General features: G+C 71.2%; 14 protein-coding genes, 1 tRNA gene and 1 pseudogene. 12 read left to right on the top strand and 4 right to left on the bottom strand.

Going from position 1 to position 16,576, the window contains the following annotated elements:
* Positions 1-1,257: pseudogene (locus tag ABZZ04_RS06710) on the bottom strand (hypothetical protein); the annotation flags it as partial.
* A gap of 5 nt (positions 1,258-1,262) precedes the next feature.
* Positions 1,263-2,240 (bottom strand): SMI1/KNR4 family protein, encoded by a 978-nt coding sequence (locus tag ABZZ04_RS06715; RefSeq protein WP_356931094.1) that lies wholly within the window; start codon positions 2,238-2,240, stop codon positions 1,263-1,265.
* A 315-nt stretch (positions 2,241-2,555) separates the two neighbouring features.
* Between ABZZ04_RS06715 and ABZZ04_RS06720 the strand changes: the two genes are divergently transcribed.
* Together ABZZ04_RS06720 and ABZZ04_RS06725 are read left to right on the top strand one after the other, a co-directional pair.
* Positions 2,556-3,080, top strand: coding sequence for a YwqJ-related putative deaminase (locus ABZZ04_RS06720; RefSeq protein ID WP_356931095.1), 525 nt, complete (start codon positions 2,556-2,558; stop codon positions 3,078-3,080).
* A gap of 10 nt (positions 3,081-3,090) precedes the next feature.
* Positions 3,091-3,627 carry an SUKH-3 domain-containing protein gene (locus tag ABZZ04_RS06725; RefSeq protein ID WP_356931096.1) on the top strand — a complete coding sequence of 179 codons (537 nt, stop codon included), beginning with the start codon at positions 3,091-3,093 and terminating at the stop codon, positions 3,625-3,627.
* 114 nt (positions 3,628-3,741) lie between these two features.
* Here the strand turns inward: ABZZ04_RS06725 and ABZZ04_RS06730 are convergent, their stop codons facing one another.
* Complete coding sequence (locus ABZZ04_RS06730) at positions 3,742-5,058, bottom strand: histidine kinase (RefSeq protein WP_356931097.1); 1,317 nt, start codon at positions 5,056-5,058, stop codon at positions 3,742-3,744.
* Positions 5,059-5,212: 154 nt separating this feature from the next.
* Here ABZZ04_RS06730 and ABZZ04_RS06735 point away from each other — a divergent pair, with 154 nt between their 5' ends.
* From ABZZ04_RS06735 to ABZZ04_RS06765, 7 genes are all read left to right on the top strand, one after another.
* Positions 5,213-6,085 carry a hypothetical protein gene (locus ABZZ04_RS06735; RefSeq protein WP_356931098.1) on the top strand — a complete coding sequence of 291 codons (873 nt, stop codon included), beginning with the start codon at positions 5,213-5,215 and terminating at the stop codon, positions 6,083-6,085.
* An 11-nt stretch (positions 6,086-6,096) separates the two neighbouring features.
* A tRNA-Gln gene (locus ABZZ04_RS06740) sits at positions 6,097-6,167 on the top strand.
* Positions 6,168-6,276: 109 nt separating this feature from the next.
* Entirely contained in the window at positions 6,277-7,725 is a 1,449-nt protein-coding gene (gene glmU, locus ABZZ04_RS06745) for a bifunctional UDP-N-acetylglucosamine diphosphorylase/glucosamine-1-phosphate N-acetyltransferase GlmU (RefSeq protein ID WP_356931099.1), read from the top strand.
* A 120-nt stretch (positions 7,726-7,845) separates the two neighbouring features.
* The gene (locus ABZZ04_RS06750; RefSeq protein WP_356931100.1) at positions 7,846-8,820 is read left to right on the top strand and encodes a ribose-phosphate diphosphokinase; all 975 of its coding nucleotides are present in this window, start codon (positions 7,846-7,848) and stop codon (positions 8,818-8,820) included.
* Between the two features lie 196 nt (positions 8,821-9,016).
* Positions 9,017-9,601: a 50S ribosomal protein L25/general stress protein Ctc gene (locus ABZZ04_RS06755; RefSeq protein ID WP_356931101.1), complete on the top strand. Its 585-nt coding sequence runs from the start codon at positions 9,017-9,019 to the stop codon at positions 9,599-9,601.
* Between the two features lie 125 nt (positions 9,602-9,726).
* The gene (gene pth / locus ABZZ04_RS06760) at positions 9,727-10,320 is read left to right on the top strand and encodes an aminoacyl-tRNA hydrolase (protein ID WP_148836515.1); all 594 of its coding nucleotides are present in this window, start codon (positions 9,727-9,729) and stop codon (positions 10,318-10,320) included.
* A gap of 141 nt (positions 10,321-10,461) precedes the next feature.
* Positions 10,462-10,932 (top strand): hypothetical protein, encoded by a 471-nt coding sequence (locus ABZZ04_RS06765; protein WP_356931102.1) that lies wholly within the window; start codon positions 10,462-10,464, stop codon positions 10,930-10,932.
* A 197-nt stretch (positions 10,933-11,129) separates the two neighbouring features.
* Here ABZZ04_RS06765 and ppc read toward each other — a convergent pair whose 3' ends face one another.
* Positions 11,130-13,859, bottom strand: coding sequence for a phosphoenolpyruvate carboxylase (gene ppc, locus ABZZ04_RS06770; RefSeq protein ID WP_356931103.1), 2,730 nt, complete (start codon positions 13,857-13,859; stop codon positions 11,130-11,132).
* A 335-nt stretch (positions 13,860-14,194) separates the two neighbouring features.
* Between ppc and ABZZ04_RS06775 the strand changes: the two genes are divergently transcribed.
* The 3 genes from ABZZ04_RS06775 (at position 14,195) to ABZZ04_RS06785 (ending at position 16,569) form a co-directional block, all read left to right on the top strand.
* Positions 14,195-15,196 carry a fatty acid desaturase gene (locus ABZZ04_RS06775; RefSeq protein ID WP_356931104.1) on the top strand — a complete coding sequence of 334 codons (1,002 nt, stop codon included), beginning with the start codon at positions 14,195-14,197 and terminating at the stop codon, positions 15,194-15,196.
* Positions 15,193-15,876, top strand: a complete 684-nt coding sequence (locus tag ABZZ04_RS06780) for a TetR/AcrR family transcriptional regulator (RefSeq protein ID WP_356931105.1) — start codon at positions 15,193-15,195, stop codon at positions 15,874-15,876. Before ABZZ04_RS06775 ends, ABZZ04_RS06780 begins: the two co-directional genes overlap by 4 nt.
* Before the next feature lie 90 nt (positions 15,877-15,966).
* Positions 15,967-16,569, top strand: coding sequence for a Uma2 family endonuclease (locus ABZZ04_RS06785; RefSeq protein WP_356931106.1), 603 nt, complete (start codon positions 15,967-15,969; stop codon positions 16,567-16,569).
* Positions 16,570-16,576: the final 7 nt, after the last annotated feature.

Here is a 16,576-nt window from a genome sequence, read left to right on the forward strand (position 1 = left end):
CGTACCAGGCGCACCCGGAGCACCAGGCGGACCAGGCGGACCAGGAGGCTGAGGCGCACCCGGAGCACCGGGAGGACCGGGCGGGCCCGGAGGCTGAGGCGCACCGGGGCCACCCGTCTGGGGAGCGAGCTGGGTCGGCATGTACCCGCCCGCCGGAGCACCGGGCGCACCCGGCCCCGAGGACGGCGGCACGGGAGCGCCGGGCCTGGCGCCGGGGGCGCCGGGGGCACCGGGCGGCGGCGGGGCCGACGGGCCTCCCCCACGCGGGCCGCGCGGCGAAACGGCGGCCTTGCTGGTGGCCGCGTCCGCGATGTCACCGGCACCGGGGGCCGGAGCACCCGGAGGAACGCCCGGCACTCCGGGAGCCCCCGGAGCGGCGGGCACACCGGGCGGCGGGGTGGCCATGCCCTGCCGGTCCAGGCCGGGAACCAGCGCCGTCGGGGGCAGCTGGCTGCCGCCGGACATCAGCGCGGTCGGCGCGTCGGCCGGGATGACCGGCGGCGGGGTGTTCTCGTCGTCGGCACCGGAGAGCGGCGGCGCGAACACCGTGGCCGGCAGCGGCACCGCTCCGTCGTCGGAACCCGCGTTGGTGTCCGTACCGGCCCAGGGGGTGGCACCGTCGGGCACGTTCGGCGCGGACGCCGGGACGCCCTCGTTGGCGGTGGGCTCGTACGGAACCCGCCCGCCCGGCGCCCCCTGGTCCCCGGAGCCCGGGGAAGCCGCCGGAACCGCCGGAACCGCCGGACCGGGGGACGGGGCCGCCGGAGCCGACGGGGCCGCGAACGGCGGAGGAGTCGAAGAGGCCGAAGGGGCGGGGGCGGCCGGAGGAGCGGAAGGGGCGGAGGAGGACTCGTTCTGCCCCCGGCCCTCACGGCTGTCCGGGATGCCCAGCTTGTCGGCCGCCTCCTGGAGCCACTCCGGAGGGCTCAACAGGAACGACGTCTGATTCAGATCGATGCGCTGCGGCGGCTCCGGGGCGGCGGTCGCCGCCGCGTCGCTCCCGCCGTACTCCTCCTCGTACCGCCGGATCACCTCGCCCACCGGCAGCCCCGGCCACAAGGTGGCCTCACCGCTGTCCCGGGCGATCACCATCCGCTGCCGGCCGCCGTCCGAGACCGGCCCCTCGGCACGGTCCTCGGCCCACACGACGAAGCCCAGCTCGAACTCCCGCACCCGCACCTCACGGTGCTGGTACGCGGGCACGTCGCCGTTGATCCACTCGTCCGCGCGCTCCTGCGCCTGCGCAAAGGTCACCATCGCGCTCACCCCTCCACCGGGACGGCCCGCGCGAAGCCGCCGTCCACCATCAGGTTCGCCACGGTCTCCAGCTCCGGCGGATTGCCCGCCAGGCGCTGCAGGAAGGCGTCGAAATCGGCACCGCACGGAAGCAGCAGCCGGTCCACCCGCTCCTGCACGTTCCAGCCGTCCCGGTCCCGGGCGTCGTCGTACGCGCAGAACCAGACCGAACCCACGCCGTTGCCCCGCACCTTCACCGCGACGATGCCGCCCTGGACGAAGCCGACGCCCAGGTAGTCCTTGGTGAGGTGGTCCCGCAGGCACTTGTTGACGTACACCAGGTCGTTCACGGCCGCTTCCTCGCGCACCGTGAAGAACGGCTGGTCGACCAGGAGGCCCAGCTCCGCGTCCAGCGCCGTGCCGACCGGCGCCGAACCGCCCGCCGCCTTGAGGAAGGAACGGTACGCACCGGGCAGCCGGTAACCGAGGTCCTCCTCCACGCCCTGGATCTGCGTCTCGCTCACCGCCACGGCGCCCTTCGGCAGCCGGAAGTGCGCGGGCCGGGTCTCCTGCAACGGACGGGTGCCCCGCTTGTCGTGGTCGACCGCGGTACCGGCGAGACCGCCGTGATGCCTGAGCAGCGCCTTGACCTCGACCGGGACCAGCTCCATCCGCCGGCCACCGGGCACGTGGTGCCAGGTCCAGCCGTGCGGCGTCGCGACCGCGGGAATCGTGTCCCACAGCTCGTGTCCGCTCGCCGCCAGCGCCGCGTTGGCCGAGACGTAGTCCGTCAGCCGCAGCTCGTCGACGCCGAAACCCTCCGGCGGCTCGGCGATCTCGGCGGCAGCACGGGCGTACGGCGCGAACACCGGACTCCCGCGCTCGTCCATGCGCACGCCCCCGGGGTGGCGGGACGCCCGGACCGGGTCCGGGAAATGCACGAGCTGCCCGGCGTAGGCCGCGTTCGGTGGCGCGGCTTGCTGCCCGAGCCGACCTGTCGTCATGGCGGTTGCCCCCTGCTGCGTCTGGCTGATGAGGACCGACCGCCCGTCTGGGCGACGCTCCGCGGACAGCCTATGCGGTGGCGCAAGGGCGGGTCTCGCCCATGTGACCTGTCCTACGCCGCCCCCACCACACCCGTCACCAAACGTCACATTTCCGTGACGCACGAGCGACTCCCCCGCCCCGGACGGGCGACACGGAGACACGTTTCACTGCCCCAGCTTCCCCACGAGCCCGGACATTTGGCAGGCTGTCACCGCAACTCGGGGGCGTGCACCACGCGCAGCTGCCGCTGCGGGCACGGGAGGGAAAGCGCCATGCACACCGCACAATCAGTCACATCGGGGGATCCGCGCCTCAGCTGGAGCAGCACCACGGCCGGCCGCACCCCCCTGCTGCACCACCGCCGCGACGGCATCCTGCCGGCCGTGGCCGCGGCCCTGTCCGTACGCGGCGAAACGCTCACCTGCACCGCGGGCAAGGGCGACCGGCCCCCCGTGCTGCACCCGCTGGTCCAGGACTTCCTCGACACCCTCCCCAGCGGCCAGCGCGAACGCTTCACCGGCCGCTGCCCCGAGGCGATACTGCTCTCCCGCCACCTCGCCGCGGCCGAGTCCACCCGCTCCAAGCGCGCCCAGCGCAAGCCGCTGACCAACGGCGAGGCCCGGCGCGCCCTGAAGCACTCCCGCCTCACCGCACGGCGCATCCGCGAGGACGGCGACCCCATGCACGGCAGCTACGCACCGCCGTGCCGCTCCTGCACACCGATGCTCGCCCACTTCGGCGTGCGCCCCGTCGACCTCACGACCACCGGGGCGGCCACCACCGCCGAGAAGGGCTGACCGCGCGCCGATGCTCGACCGAACAGACCTGCCCGGACAGACGGGCCCCGCGGAACGCGACCGCAACACCTCGACCACCCGCTTCGCCGTCTCCGTCGACGCCGCCCTGCGCACCGCGGGCTGGCAGCCCGGCCGCTGGGACATCCGGCAGGCCGAGGAGTGGGCCGACGCCCTGCGCTCGCACACCTCGCCCGCCGGCCACCGGCACGCGGTCTTCCCCGCGGCCGTGGAGGCATGGGCGGAATTCGGCGGACTGCTCATCACGGCGTCCGCACCCGGCCGGCAGATCGCACCGGCCCCCGTCCGCATCGACCCGATGAGCGGACTGCACCTCGCCCGCACCCTCGGCGACCTCGGCCGGGCCCTGGACACCGAGGTCAGCCCGCTGGGCGAGGAGGGCGACGGGCAGGCGGTCCTGGCGATCGACACCGAGGGCCGGGTGTACAGCGTCGACCACACCGGGGACTGGTACCTCGGCCCGGACATCGACCAGGCCCTGGCCACCCTGGTCACGGGCATCCAGCCGGACCGCCTGATCACGGGCTGACCCGCCCGGCCACCACGGGCCCACCGCTCCCGTACACCGCCCCGGACCCACCCGGGCCTCTTCCCCATCACCCCCCGGGCCGGGCTCCCGCCGTCCGCCCGCGGGGTCGGGCGGTCAGGCCGTGCCCCGGGCCGGCAGGACGGCCGACACCCGGAAACCACCCGCGTCCGTCGGGCCGGACACGAACACACCGCCCAGCCCCAGCACCCGCTCCCTCATGCCGACCAGGCCGTTGCCCCCGCTCGGCAGCCCCGCGTCCACCGTGGCCGCGTCCGACGGGCCGTTCTCCACCTGCATCGCGACCTCCGAGTCACGATGCGCCAGCCGCACCCACGTCCGCGCACCGGCCGCGTGCTTGTGCACGTTCGTCAGTGCCTCCTGCACCACCCGGTACGCGGTCTGCTCGACCTCGGGGGCGTACGCGCGGGCCTCGCCGTCCACCGACAGCTCCACCGTCATCCCGGCCGCCCTGGACTCCCCCACCAGGGTCTCCACCTCGTGCAGCCGGGGCCCGTCCTCCACCGGAGCGGGCGCGGCCGCCGCCACCGCCCGGCCCACCGAGGCCAGCGGCACCTGCCCCGACGCGGCGGCCGTCACCGACTCCCCCGACCGCAGCACACCGAGCATCTCGCGCAGCTCCGTGAGCGCCTGGCGCCCCATGTCACCGACCAGGGCGGCGTTGCGCACCGCCTTCGCCGGGTCCTTCGGCGCGACGGCCTGGAGCGCGGCGGCGTGCACCACCATCAGACTGACCCGGTGGGCGACCACGTCGTGCATCTCGCGCGCGATCCGGGTCCGCTCCTCCGTACGCGCCCACTCGGCGCGCTCCTCGGCCCGGTCGGCGAGCAGCGACAGCTCCCGCTCCAGCGAGTCGGCCCGCTCCCGCAGGCTCTCCATCAACCGCCGCCGAGCCCCTATGTACAGCCCGAGCAGCACGGGCGGCGCGGTGAGCCCGAGCGACATGAAGAGCGAGATCAGCGGTACGTACCAGTCACCGGGGCCGAAGTCCGCCTGCTCCTCGACACCCTGCCGCAGCTGCACGTACGAGACGATGAACGTCCCCGCGAAGGACATCCCCGCCAGCACCGCGGTGATCCTGCGCGGCACCTCCGACGCGGCCAGGGAGTACAGCCCGACCAGGCCCATCAGGAAACCCATCCCGGCGGGCGTCATCGCGACCGTGACCAGCACCACGGCGATCGGCCACCGCCGCCGCACCACCAGCACGGCCCCCGCGAGCAGCCCGAGCACCACACCCACCGACACCGGCAGCCCGGTGTCCCCGGCGAACTCCATCCCCTCCAGCGCACACTCCAGCGCCGAGACCAGCGCCAGCCCCACGTCCAGGGCGACACTGCGCCGCCGCTCCCACCACCAGTAGCCGCGGGTGGTCGATCCCGCCGCCTCCCGGTCTGCCCCCGTTGCGGTCATGCATCCACCCTACGGGCGCACGCACCTCATTTTCGGATGACCTGTACGGCACGTCCGCCTCTCGTCCGAAGGCGAAACGGCCACTTATCGCTTGAAATGGCGAATCGAGCAGGCTTTCGCACTGGAAGTCCGCATTCCGGACGACGCTCGGCACATGACGGAGATCACGAGCAGATACGCCGACTTCGAAGGTCTGCGCGAGCAGGCGATCGCCCTGCGCCGGGAGGGCCTCAGCCTCCGGCAGATCCGCGACCGGCTGCACATCCACAACAACGACATCCTGAACCGCCTCGTCCGGGGCGAGCCCGCCCCGGAGTGGACGAAGCGCCCCGACGCCAGGGACGACCTGCGCGAGAGGGCGCGGGAGCTGCGCCTGCAGGGCATGACGTACGACCGGATCCAGCTGGAACTGGGGTGCTCGAAGAGTTCGATCTCGCTGTGGGTGCGGGACCTGCCGAAGCCGGAGCGCAGGCGGACACGGGAGGAGGCGTCGGCCATCGCCAGGCGCGGCTGGGAGGCGACCCTCCGGCGGCGCGACGAGGAGCGCAGGGAGACGAAGAGGAGGGCGGGGGCCGAGATCGGCGCCATGAGTCCGCGCGAACTCTTCCTGCTGGGCGTGAGCCTCTACTGGGCCGAGGGATCCAAGTCCAAGCCGTACCGGACGCAGGAGCGGGTCACCTTCGTCAACAGCGACCCCGACATGATCGGGCTCTTCCTCGCCTGGCTCCGTCTGCTGGGGGTGAGCGACGACCACCTCCGCTTCCACGTGCACATCCACGAGACCGCCGACGCCGCATCGGCGGAGCGGTTCTGGGCCGCGCTCACGGGCGCCGGGGCCTCCGCGTTCGGCAAGACGTCCGTCAAGAGGCACTCCCCGAGGACCAACCGGAAGAACGTCGGGGAGAACTACCGGGGCTGTTTGGTGGTGCGCGTTCTGAAAAGCGCCGACCTGTACCGTCGCATCGAGGGCTGGTGGTACGGCATAGTAGAGGCTGCCTCGATGACCGACCATCAGAATCGGACATAGGGGTCGATCCATCCCGGGTCGTCTAATGGCAGGACAAATGGTTTTGGTCCATTGAATGAGGGTTCGATTCCTTCCCCGGGAGCTCGTGCGACGGGCCCCGACCTCTCCTGGTCGGGGCCCGTACCCATGTCCGCCCGAAAGCCCCCCGGTATCCTTCGGGTGTCCACCACCCGAAGCCGAAGGGCATTTCCGTGAGCTCCGAACGCCCGGCAGCCGTCGTCGTCCTCGCAGCGGGTGAGGGCACCCGCATGAAGTCGAAGACCCCCAAGGTCCTGCACGAGATCTCCGGGCGGTCGCTCGTCGGACATGTCGTCACCGCCTCCCGCGAACTGGACCCCGAACACCTCGTCGTGGTCGTCGGTCACGGTCGCGAGCAGGTCACCGCGCACCTCGCCGCCGTCGACGACCGGCTGCGCACCGCCCACCAGGCCGAGCAGAAGGGCACCGGTAACGCGGTGCGGGTCGGGCTCGACGAGCTGGGCGGCGCCGTCGACGGCACCGTGATCGTCGTCTGCGGCGACACCCCGCTGCTGTCCGGCGAGACGCTCCGCGCGCTCGCCGCCACCCACACGGCCGATTCCAACGCCGTCACCGTGCTGACCGCCGAGGTCCCGGACTCCACCGGCTACGGGCGCATCGTCCGCGACCCGGCCGACGGCGCGGTCATCGAGATCGTCGAGCACAAGGACGCCACCGAAGCCCAGCGCGGGATCCGGGAGATCAACTCCGGGGTCTTCGCCTTCGACGGCCGGCTGCTCGCCGAGGCGCTCGGCAAGCTCGGCACCGACAACAGCCAGGGCGAGGAGTACCTCACCGACGTCCTCTCCATCCTGCGCGGGGCGGGTCACCGGGTGGGCGCCTCGGTCGCCGGGGACCACCGCGAGATCCTCGGCATCAACAACCGGGTCCAGCTGGCCGAGGCCCGGCGGCTGCTGAACCAGCGGCTGCTGGAGCGGGCCATGCTGGCGGGCGTGACCGTCGTGGACCCGGCGTCCACGCTGATCGACGCCACCGTGACGTACGAGCGGGACGCGATCGTGCACCCGGGCACCCAGCTGCTCGGCACCACGCACCTCGCCGAGGACGCCGAGGTCGGCCCCAACTCCCGGCTCAAGGACACCGTCGTCCGTGCGGGCGCGCGCGTGGACAACACGGTCGCCGACGGGGCGGAGGTCGGCGAGGGCGCGACGGTCGGCCCGTACGCCTATCTGCGGCCCGGGACCAGGCTCGGCACGAAGGCCAAGGCCGGTACGTACGTGGAGATGAAGAACGCCACGATCGGCGAGGGCTCCAAGGTCCCGCACCTGAGCTATGTCGGGGACGCCACGATCGGCGACCACACCAACATCGGTGCCGCCAGCGTCTTCGTGAACTACGACGGCGAGGCCAAGCACCACACCACGATCGGCTCCCACTGCCGTACCGGCTCGGACAATATGTTTGTGGCTCCTGTCACGGTCGGGGACGGCGTCTACACCGCCGCGGGCTCGGTCATCACCAAGGACGTACCGCCCGGTTCGCTGGCCGTCGCCCGCGGCCAGCAAAGGAATATCGAGGGTTGGGTGGCCCGCAAGCGTCCCGGGAGCGCCGCCGCGCAGGCGGCTCAGGCGGCCGCTTCGGAAGCCGGCGACGAAAGCTGACCGGAAACGGGTACGCCGTGCACGGCGTACCGTGATAGGTGCTCACCCCATTTCGGCTGGCTCGTTGCACATCGGGACACATGCGTGCAGCGCCAGGAACACGTCTGAGGAGACTGTGCTGTGACCGGGATCAAGACGACCGGCGAGAAGAAACTGATGCTCTTCTCCGGCCGCGCCCACCCCGAGCTGGCCGAGGAGGTCGCGCACCAGCTGGGTGTCGGTCTCGTGCCGACGAAGGCCTTCGATTTCGCCAACGGTGAGATCTACGTCCGTTTCCAGGAGTCGGCCCGCGGTGCCGACTGCTTCCTGATCCAGAGCCACACGGCCCCGATCAACAAGTGGGTCATGGAGCAGCTGATCATGCTGGACGCGCTGAAGCGCGCCTCGGCCCGTTCCATCACGGTGATCGTGCCGTTCTACGGCTACGCCCGTCAGGACAAGAAGCACCGCGGTCGTGAGCCGATCTCGGCCCGTCTGATCGCCGACCTGATGAAGACGGCGGGTGCCGACCGCATCCTCACCGTCGACCTGCACACGGACCAGATCCAGGGCTTCTTCGACGGCCCGGTGGACCACCTGTTCGCGCTGCCGATCCTGGCCGACTACGTGGGTGCCAAGGTCGACCGTTCGAAGCTGACGATCGTCTCCCCGGACGCCGGCCGGGTGCGGGTCGCCGACCGCTGGTGCGACCGGCTGGACGCCCCGCTCGCGATCGTGCACAAGCGGCGGGACAAGGACGTCGCCAACCAGGTGACCGTCCACGAGGTGGTCGGCAACGTCAAGGGCCGGGTCTGTGTCCTGGTCGACGACATGATCGACACCGGTGGCACCATCTGCGCCGCCGCGGACGCGCTGTTCGCGCACGGTGCCGAGGACGTGATCGTGACGGCGACGCACGGTGTCCTGTCGGGTCCGGCCGCGGACCGGCTGAAGAACTCCAAGGTCAGCGAGTTCGTCTTCACGGACACCCTGCCGACCCCGGCCGAGGTGGACCTCGACAAGATCACGGTGCTGTCGATCGCGCCGACGATCGCGCGCGCGGTGCGCGAGGTGTTCGAGGACGGCTCGGTGACCAGCCTCTTCGAGGAGCAGTGAGCTTTCTCCTCATCGAGGAGCGGTAGCGAAGATCCACTTTGGGTGCGGCCTCCCCGGCGGGTAGACTCAGCGAGTTGCTCGGCGAGGGAGGCCGTACCCGTGTGTACGGCGGTCCGTTATCGACGCGCTCTTCGTAGCAGGTCTGTCGTGGGCCGGGTGACCGTCCGTTTTTCGTCACCCCACGAGGAGTGCAGTCATGGCCGAGGTCAAGCTCACCGCCCAGATCCGTACCGAGTTCGGCAAGGGTGCCGCCCGCCGCACCCGTCGTGCCAACCAGGTTCCCGGTGTCATCTACGGTCACGGTGCCGAGCCGGTTCACGTGACGCTGCCGGGCCACGACCTGATGATGGCGCTCAAGACCGCCAACGTCCTGATCGGTCTGGACATCGAGGGCAAGGACGCCCTGGTCATCCCCAAGGCCGTGCAGCGCAACCCGCTCAAGGGCGACATCGAGCACGTGGACCTGCTGACCGTCAAGCGCGGCGAGAAGGTCAGCGTCGAGGTCGCGGTGCACGCCGAGGGCGACCTGGCCCCGGGCGGCAACCTGCTGGAGTACGTCCAGAACACCCTGCTGGTCGAGGCCGAGGCCACCCACATCCCCGAGTCCGTCACGGTCTCCGTCGCGGGCCTGGACGCCGGTGCGTCGGTGCACGCCAAGGACATCGAGCTGCCGAAGGGCGTCTCGCTCGCCGGTGACGAGGACGCCGTCGTGCTCCAGGTCCTGGCCGCGCAGGCCGAGGAGCCGGCCGCCGAGGGCGCCGAAGAGGGCGCCGAGGCCTGAGCCTCGCCCCTGTTGCTTCACTGACGGGGCGGCGGTCACCTCTCCGGGGGTCCGCCGCCCCGTTTCCCTGTACTCAGCCGTCGTACCCGAGACCCGGCCGTCGCACCAGAGGAGACCGAGCAGAGATGTCCGATGCCACCGCACCCTGGCTCGTCGTGGGTCTCGGCAACCCCGGCCCCGAGTACGCGGCGAACCGGCACAACGTCGGGTTCATGGTCGCCGACCTGCTGGCCGAGCGGATCGGCGGGAAGTTCAAGCGGGCCCAGAAGGCCCAGGCGCAGGTCGTCGAGGGTCGCATCGGCCCGCCCGGACCGGCGAACCGCCGGGTGATCCTGGCCAAGCCGATGTCGTACATGAACCTTTCCGGTGGCCCGGTCACCGCGCTGCGCGACTTCTACAAGGTGCCGGTCGACCACATCGTGGCGGTCCACGACGAGCTGGACATCGACTACGGGACGCTGCGGCTGAAGCTGGGCGGCGGCGACAACGGGCACAACGGGCTGAAGTCGATGACGAAGGCGATGGGTCCGGACTATCACCGGGTGCGGTTCGGGATCGGCCGGCCGCCGGGGCGGATGCAGGTCGCGGACTTCGTGCTGAAGGACTTCTCGTCCACGGAGCGCAAGGAGCTCTCCTACTTCGTGGACCGGGCGGCCGACTCGGTGGAGTGTCTGCTCGCGGAGGGGCTGGAGCGCGCGCAGAGCGCTTACAACTCCTGAGTCCGGCCGGGGCTCCCGAAGTGCTTCGGGGGTGCTTTCCGGGGCCGGTCCGCGGGGGCAACTCTGACATTCCCACCGACAAGCCGGTGATTTTCGGCCATGAGTTGACCGCGGCGTCGCTCTGCCGAAGGATCGCTGCCCATGAAGCGGAGCTCCTCCCCCCGCGCCCTGGTCTACGCCCGCAATGCCGCCATGGGCTGTGTCGTCCTGTTGCTGCTCGTGGCGGGGGTGTGGGCCTCCTGGGACAAAGCGCACCACATCGTCCTGTCCAAGGGCCGTGAGCACGGCACGATGACGGTGACGGGGTGCGGCGCCGATCTGTGCACCGGTCCGTTCACGCCCTCCGGGCAGGCCGCCGGGCGTTCCCGGGTGGTGATCGAGAAGTCGGTCGCGGCCCGGCGGGGCGATCGGTTCTCCGTCGTGGTGAAGCCGGGCACGGACGATGTGGTGCGCACCGGGACGGCCGGCTTCCTGCACGCCTGGGTGCCGTTGGGCGGTGCGCTGCTGCTGGCGGGGCTGATCATCGGCGGTGGTCTGCGGCTGCCCCGGATCGCCTGGGGTGCGGGGATCGCGGGGGCGGTTCTGCTCGCGGCGACGTTCTTCGCGCTGTGAGGCGCCCGCCGGGGCGCGGTACGGCCCACGGCGCGGCTCGTCGCACGGTACGGCTCGCGACGCGCCCCACCACGCGTCTCGACACGCCTCATCACACGTCTCGCAGCACGATGCGCACCGTGGTGGACCACGGTGCGCATCGTGTGTCGTGACCGGGACCGGGACCGGGGTCGTGCCCGTGTCCCGGTCGTCGTGGTTCAGCCGGTGTTGCGCAGGCCCGCGGCGACGCCGTTCACGGTGAGCAGCAGGGCCCTGGCGAGCAGCGGGTCGGGCTCTTCACCGCGTTCCGCGGCCTTGCGCTGGCGGGCCAGCAGCGCGACCTGGAGGTAGGAGATCGGGTCGAGGTAGGCGTCGCGGATGGCGAAGGTCTGCTGGAGCACGGGGCTGTTGCCGAGCAGTTCGGACTCGCCGGTGACCCGGAGGACTTCCCGGACGGTGAGGGCGTGTTCGGCCTCGATGGCGTCGAAGACGTGCTTGAGCTCGTCGGGGACGAGGGTGTCGACGTAGTGGCGGGCGATCCGCAGGTCGGTCTTGGCGAGGGTCATCTCCACGTTGGAGAGGAAGTTCCGGAAGAAGTGCCAGTGCTCGTGCATTTCTTCCAGGACGGTGTCCAGGCCGGCCTCGCGCAGGGCCTTGAGGCCGGAGCCGACGCCGTACCAGCCGGGGACGATCTGGCGGGACTGGGTCCAGCCGAAGACCCACGGGATGGCGCGCAGTCCGTCGAGCGAGACGCCCGAGCCGGGGCGGCGGGAGGGCCGCGAGCCCAGGTGCAGGTCGGCGAGCTGGTCCACCGGTGTGGAGGCGAGGAAGTACGTCGGGAGGTCGGGGTCCTCGACGAGCTTGCGGTAGGCGGCGTGGGCGGCGTCGGAGACGGTGTCCATGGCGGCGTCCCAGCGGGCCAGGGCCTCGTCGGACTGGCGGGGTGCGGTGTGCAGCGCGGATGCCTGGAGGGTGGCTGCGACGGTGAGTTCCAGGTTCTCCCGGGCGAGGGCCGGGATGAGGTACTTGTCGGAGATGACCTCGCCCTGTTCGGTGACCTTGATCTCGCCTTCGAGGGTGCCCCAGGGCTGGGCGAGGATCGCGTCGTGGGAGGGGCCGCCGCCGCGGCCGACGGTGCCGCCGCGGCCGTGGAAGAGGCGCAGGCGCACGCCGTAGCGGTGGGCGACGTCGCGCAGGCGGCGCTGGGCGCGGTGGATCTCCCACTGGGAGGTGGTGATGCCGCCGAACTTGGAGGAGTCGGAGTAGCCGAGCATGACCTCCTGGACGTCGCCGCGCAGGGAGACGAGGCGGCGGTAGGAGGGGTCGGCGAGCATCTCGTCGAGGATGACGTCGGCGGCGCGCAGTTCGTCGGTGGTTTCGAGGAGCGGCACGATGCCGATCCTGGCCCAGCCGGCGTGGAGGTCGATCAGGCCGGCCTCGCGGGCGAGGACGGCGGCGGCGAAGACGTCGTCGGCGCCCTGGCACATCGAGATGATGTACGACTCGATGACTTCGGGGCCGAAGCGTTCGAAGGCTTCCTTGATGGTGTGGAAGACGCCGAGGGTCTTCTCGCCCGCGGCGTCCAGCGGGGCCGGTGTGGGGGCGAGGGGGCGGCGCGAGCGGAGTTCCTTGGCGAGGAGCTTCTGCCGGTAGTCGCGGGGCATGTCGGCGTAGCGCCAGGATTCCTCGCCGAGCCGGTCGAAGAGCTGGCCGAGGGCGTGGTGGTGGGCGTCGGCGTGTTCGCGGACGTCCATGGTGGCGAGCTGGAGGCCGAAGGCGGCGAGGGTGCGGATGGTGCGGTCCATCCGTCCGTCGGCGAAGAGTCCGCCGCGGTGTTCGCGCAGTGAGGTCTGGATGAGTTGCAGGTCGGCGATGAGTCCGGCGGTGCCGAGGTAGTCGCAGCCGGGGCGGTGCGGGGTGCCGGCGGCGAGGCGTTCGCGGGTGTTGACGAGCTTCTGCCGGATGCAGGTGGCCTTGAGCCGGTAGGGCTCCTCGGCGTTCAGCCGCTTGTAGCGGGGGCTGATCTCGGGGAGGCGTTCCAGGTCGGCTTCGAGGGAGGTGAGGAGTTCGTCGGTGGCGCCGGTGTAGCGGATGGAGTTGGAGAGCAGTCCGCGCAGGTGGTCGACGAGTTCCAGGGCGTCGGTGATGCCGTGTTCGTGCTGGAGGATCAGGACGTCCCAGGTGACGGCGGGGGTCACGTTGGGGTTGCCGTCGCGGTCGCCGCCGATCCAGGTGCCGAAGGTGAGGGGGCGGGTGCCGGCGGGCAGTTCGATGCCGACCCGTTCCAGTTCGGCGGCGAGGTCCTCCAGTACGTCCCCGACGGCTTCGGCGTGCAGTTCGTCGAGGTAGTAGATGGCGTTGCGGGCCTCGTCGGTGGGCTCGGGGCGTACGACGCGGAGTTCGTCGGTCTGCCAGATGAGGTCGATGTTCTCGGCGAGGCGCAGGTCCTGGCGGCGGCGGTCGGCCTCGACGACGGGGGTGTCCAGGAGGGCGGCGATGCGGCGGAGCTTGTTGAGGACGGAGCGTCGTGCGGCTTCGGTGGGGTGTGCGGTGAAGACGGGCCGTACGTTGAGGTTCTTGACGGTCTCGCGCAGGTGGTCGGGGTCGGCGTCCTTGAGCCGGTCGGCGGTGCGGGCGAGGAGTCCGCCCTCGGCGGCGCGGCGGTCGCGCATCTCGCGGGCGCGGTGCACCTGCTCGGTGACGTTGGCCAGGTGGAAGTAGGTGGAGAAGGCGCGGACGAGTTGTGCGGCGGTTTCCAGGTCCGTGTCGCCGAGGAGTTCGGCGGCGGCCTCGCCGTCGGTGCGGGTGAGGGCGCGTACGCGTTCGACGAGGTCGAGGAGTTCCTGGTTCTCCTGGCGTACGAGGGTCTCGCCCAGCAGGTCGCCGAGGCGTCGGATGTCGGCGCGCAGCTCGGTGCTGGCGGCAGGGGTCTGGTCGGCACTGCTCACGGTGTGCGGCTCCTTGCAGTGAATGAGGAGGTGCGGCGCTCGGCGTCTCCCCACGGGGTGGTGCGAGACGGGTGGGCGGTTTCTCCGGGGCCGCGGTCGGCGGCGGTGCCGGCGGGCCGCCCCGGGGAAAGCAGAGTTGCGGACCGCGCTGTCCGACCCCACCAGGATAGGTGTCCACGTCGTCGGCGCCGCTCGGGCCCCGATCGGGTTTCCGCCCGGCGGGGGCCGTCGTGCTCTCGTGCTGCGGGCCTTCGCGCTGCCATACTTACGTCGCCGTAGGTTACGGAAGCGTAGCCAGAGCTGTCCTCGTATTCCTCTTCCCCGGGGGACCCCCCATGAACACCAGCCCCACCGTGATCGACGACGCGCAGCCGTCGGCGGTCGGTGATCAGGCTCTTCCCTCCGCCACGCTCGGCGGGGACAACAAGCGGACCATCGAGCAGGTCGCCCTCCTGCTGTTCATCGTGGTGCCGTTCGTGGCGCTGGTCGCGGCGGTGCCGCTGGCCTGGGGCCGCGGGGTGAGCTGGCTCGATCTGGGCCTGCTCGTGGCGATGTACTTCATCGGCTGCCACGGGATCACGATCGGTTTCCACCGTTACTTCACCCATGGTTCCTTCAAGGCGAAGCGGCCGTTGCGGATCGCGCTCGCGGTGGCGGGTTCGCTGGCCGTGGAGGGGCCGCTGGTGCGGTGGGTGGCCGATCACCGCAAGCATCACCGTTTCTCGGACGCGGAGGGTGATCCGCATTCGCCGTGGCGTTTCGGCGAGAGCGTGCCGGCGTTGATGAAGGGCCTGTGGTGGGCCCACATCGGATGGATGTTCGATGAGGAGCAGACGCCGCAGCAGAAGTACGCCCCCGATCTGATCAAGGATCCGGCGATCCGTGGCGTCTCCCGCCACTTCATGACCTTCACGATCGTGTCGCTGGCGCTTCCGCCGCTGGTCGGCGGGCTGGTGACGATGTCGTGGTGGGGTGCGGCGACGGCCTTCTTCTGGGGGTCGCTGGTACGGGTGGCCCTGCTGCACCACGTCACCTGGTCGATCAACTCGATCTGCCACGCGGTCGGCAGGCGGCCGTTCAAGTCCCGTGACCGGTCGGGGAACGTGTGGTGGCTCGCGGTGCTGTCCTGCGGCGAGTCCTGGCACAACCTGCACCACGCCGATCCGACGAGCGCCCGGCACGGCGTGATGCGGGGTCAGATCGATTCGAGTGCCCGGTTGATCCGCTGGTTCGAGAAGCTGGGCTGGGCGCACGACGTGCGCTGGCCGGACTCCGCCCGGATCGAGTCCCGCCGTATCGACGCCCGGCGCGACCGTGCGCGCGCCGACGCGGCATGATTGACGACGTGGCGACCGATTCCAGTACCAGCAGCGAGAAGAACCGCACGTCCTCCCGGCGCACCCGCAGGGTGCGGATGACGGGCAAGGAACGCCGCGAGCAGTTGCTGGACATCGGCCGCACCCTGTTCGCCGACAAGGGCTTCGAGGGGACGTCGGTCGAGGAGATCGCCTCGCGCGCCGGGGTGTCCAAGCCGGTGGTCTACGAGCACTTCGGCGGCAAGGAGGGCCTGTACGCGGTGGTGGTGGACCGCGAGATGCGCCGGCTCCTCGACATGGTGACGAGCGCGCTGACGGCGGGCCATCCGCGGGAGCTGCTGGAGCAGGCCGCGTTCGCCCTGCTGGACTACATCGAGACGTACACGGACGGCTTCCGCATCCTGGTCCGCGATTCGCCGGTGGCCCAGTCCACGGGCACTTTCGCCTCCTTGATCAGCGACATCGCCACCCAGGTGGAGGACATCCTGGGGCTGGAGTTCAAGGCCCGCGGCTTCGACCCGAAGCTGGCCCCGCTGTACGCCCAGGCCCTGGTGGGCATGGTCGCGCTGACCGGCCAGTGGTGGGTGAACGCCCGCAAGCCGAAGAAGTCGGAGGTGGCGGCCCACCTGGTGAACCTGGCCTGGCACGGCCTGGAGAACCTGGAGTCGAAGCCCCGCCTGATAGGGCACCGCAAGAGCTGAACGGGGGCCGGTCACCCGTTGCGATGACGGCCGGGGGAAGCGGCCCCTACTGTGGTCCGTAGGGCCGAGAATCCCGTCCATGGGGGAACCATGACCGCCGAGCCGATCGCCGGGCACAGCAACCGCTGGCCGGTGCCGCCCCAGGACGGATACACGGTGGACGACCTGTTCGCCTTGCCCGATCTCCCGCCGCACACCGAGTTGCTCGACGGGAGCCTGGTGTTCTCCGGTCCGCAGCAGATCTTCCACAGCATGATGGTCGACCTGCTGATGAACGGCCTGCGTGCCACGATCCCGGCCGATCTGAAGGCCGAGCGCGAGATGACAGTAGTGCTGGACCGGCACAACGGTCCCGAGCCCGACATCTCCGTCGTCCGTTCCGACGCGGTCACCGGCCCCGAGCAGACCCGCTTCCACGCCGCCGACCTGCTGCTCGCCGTCGAGGTCGTCTCGCCGGACTCCGAGGCCCGTGACCGCGACGCCAAGCCCCGGAAGTACGCGGCGGCCGGTATTCCGAACTTCTGGCTGGTCGACGTGGCCGGCACCGACAACCACCCGGTGGTGCGGGTGTACGAGCTGGATCCGGTGTCCGGGACGTACGCGCTCACGGGCATCCACCACGCCCGGCTCAAGACGGCCGTGCCGTTCCCGGTCGACGTCGACATCACGCGGGAGGCGCTGGACGCGCTGTGACCCGGCC

Origin of the sequence: Streptomyces sp. NPDC006435, assembly GCF_040612315.1 — a bacterium.
In the GTDB taxonomy this organism is placed as follows: Bacteria; Actinomycetota; Actinomycetes; order Streptomycetales; family Streptomycetaceae; genus Streptomyces.

What these genes read in the sequence shown, in the direction of transcription:
- ABZZ04_RS06785 (WP_356931106.1), top strand. Translation starts at nt 15,967, where the DNA reads ATGACCGCCGAGCCGATCGCCGGGCACAGCAACCGCTGGCCGGTGCCG.
- ABZZ04_RS06735 (WP_356931098.1), top strand. Translation starts at nt 5,213, where the DNA reads ATGACGGAGATCACGAGCAGATACGCCGACTTCGAAGGTCTGCGCGAG.
- ABZZ04_RS06755 (WP_356931101.1), top strand. Translation starts at nt 9,017, where the DNA reads ATGGCCGAGGTCAAGCTCACCGCCCAGATCCGTACCGAGTTCGGCAAG.
- ABZZ04_RS06765 (WP_356931102.1), top strand. Translation starts at nt 10,462, where the DNA reads ATGAAGCGGAGCTCCTCCCCCCGCGCCCTGGTCTACGCCCGCAATGCC.
- ABZZ04_RS06780 (WP_356931105.1), top strand. Translation starts at nt 15,193, where the DNA reads ATGATTGACGACGTGGCGACCGATTCCAGTACCAGCAGCGAGAAGAAC.
- pth (WP_148836515.1), top strand. Translation starts at nt 9,727, where the DNA reads ATGTCCGATGCCACCGCACCCTGGCTCGTCGTGGGTCTCGGCAACCCC.
- ABZZ04_RS06775 (WP_356931104.1), top strand. Translation starts at nt 14,195, where the DNA reads ATGAACACCAGCCCCACCGTGATCGACGACGCGCAGCCGTCGGCGGTC.
- ABZZ04_RS06720 (WP_356931095.1), top strand. Translation starts at nt 2,556, where the DNA reads ATGCACACCGCACAATCAGTCACATCGGGGGATCCGCGCCTCAGCTGG.
- ABZZ04_RS06715 (WP_356931094.1), bottom strand. Translation starts at nt 2,240, where the DNA reads ATGACGACAGGTCGGCTCGGGCAGCAAGCCGCGCCACCGAACGCGGCC.
- ABZZ04_RS06730 (WP_356931097.1), bottom strand. Translation starts at nt 5,058, where the DNA reads ATGACCGCAACGGGGGCAGACCGGGAGGCGGCGGGATCGACCACCCGC.
- ABZZ04_RS06725 (WP_356931096.1), top strand. Translation starts at nt 3,091, where the DNA reads ATGCTCGACCGAACAGACCTGCCCGGACAGACGGGCCCCGCGGAACGC.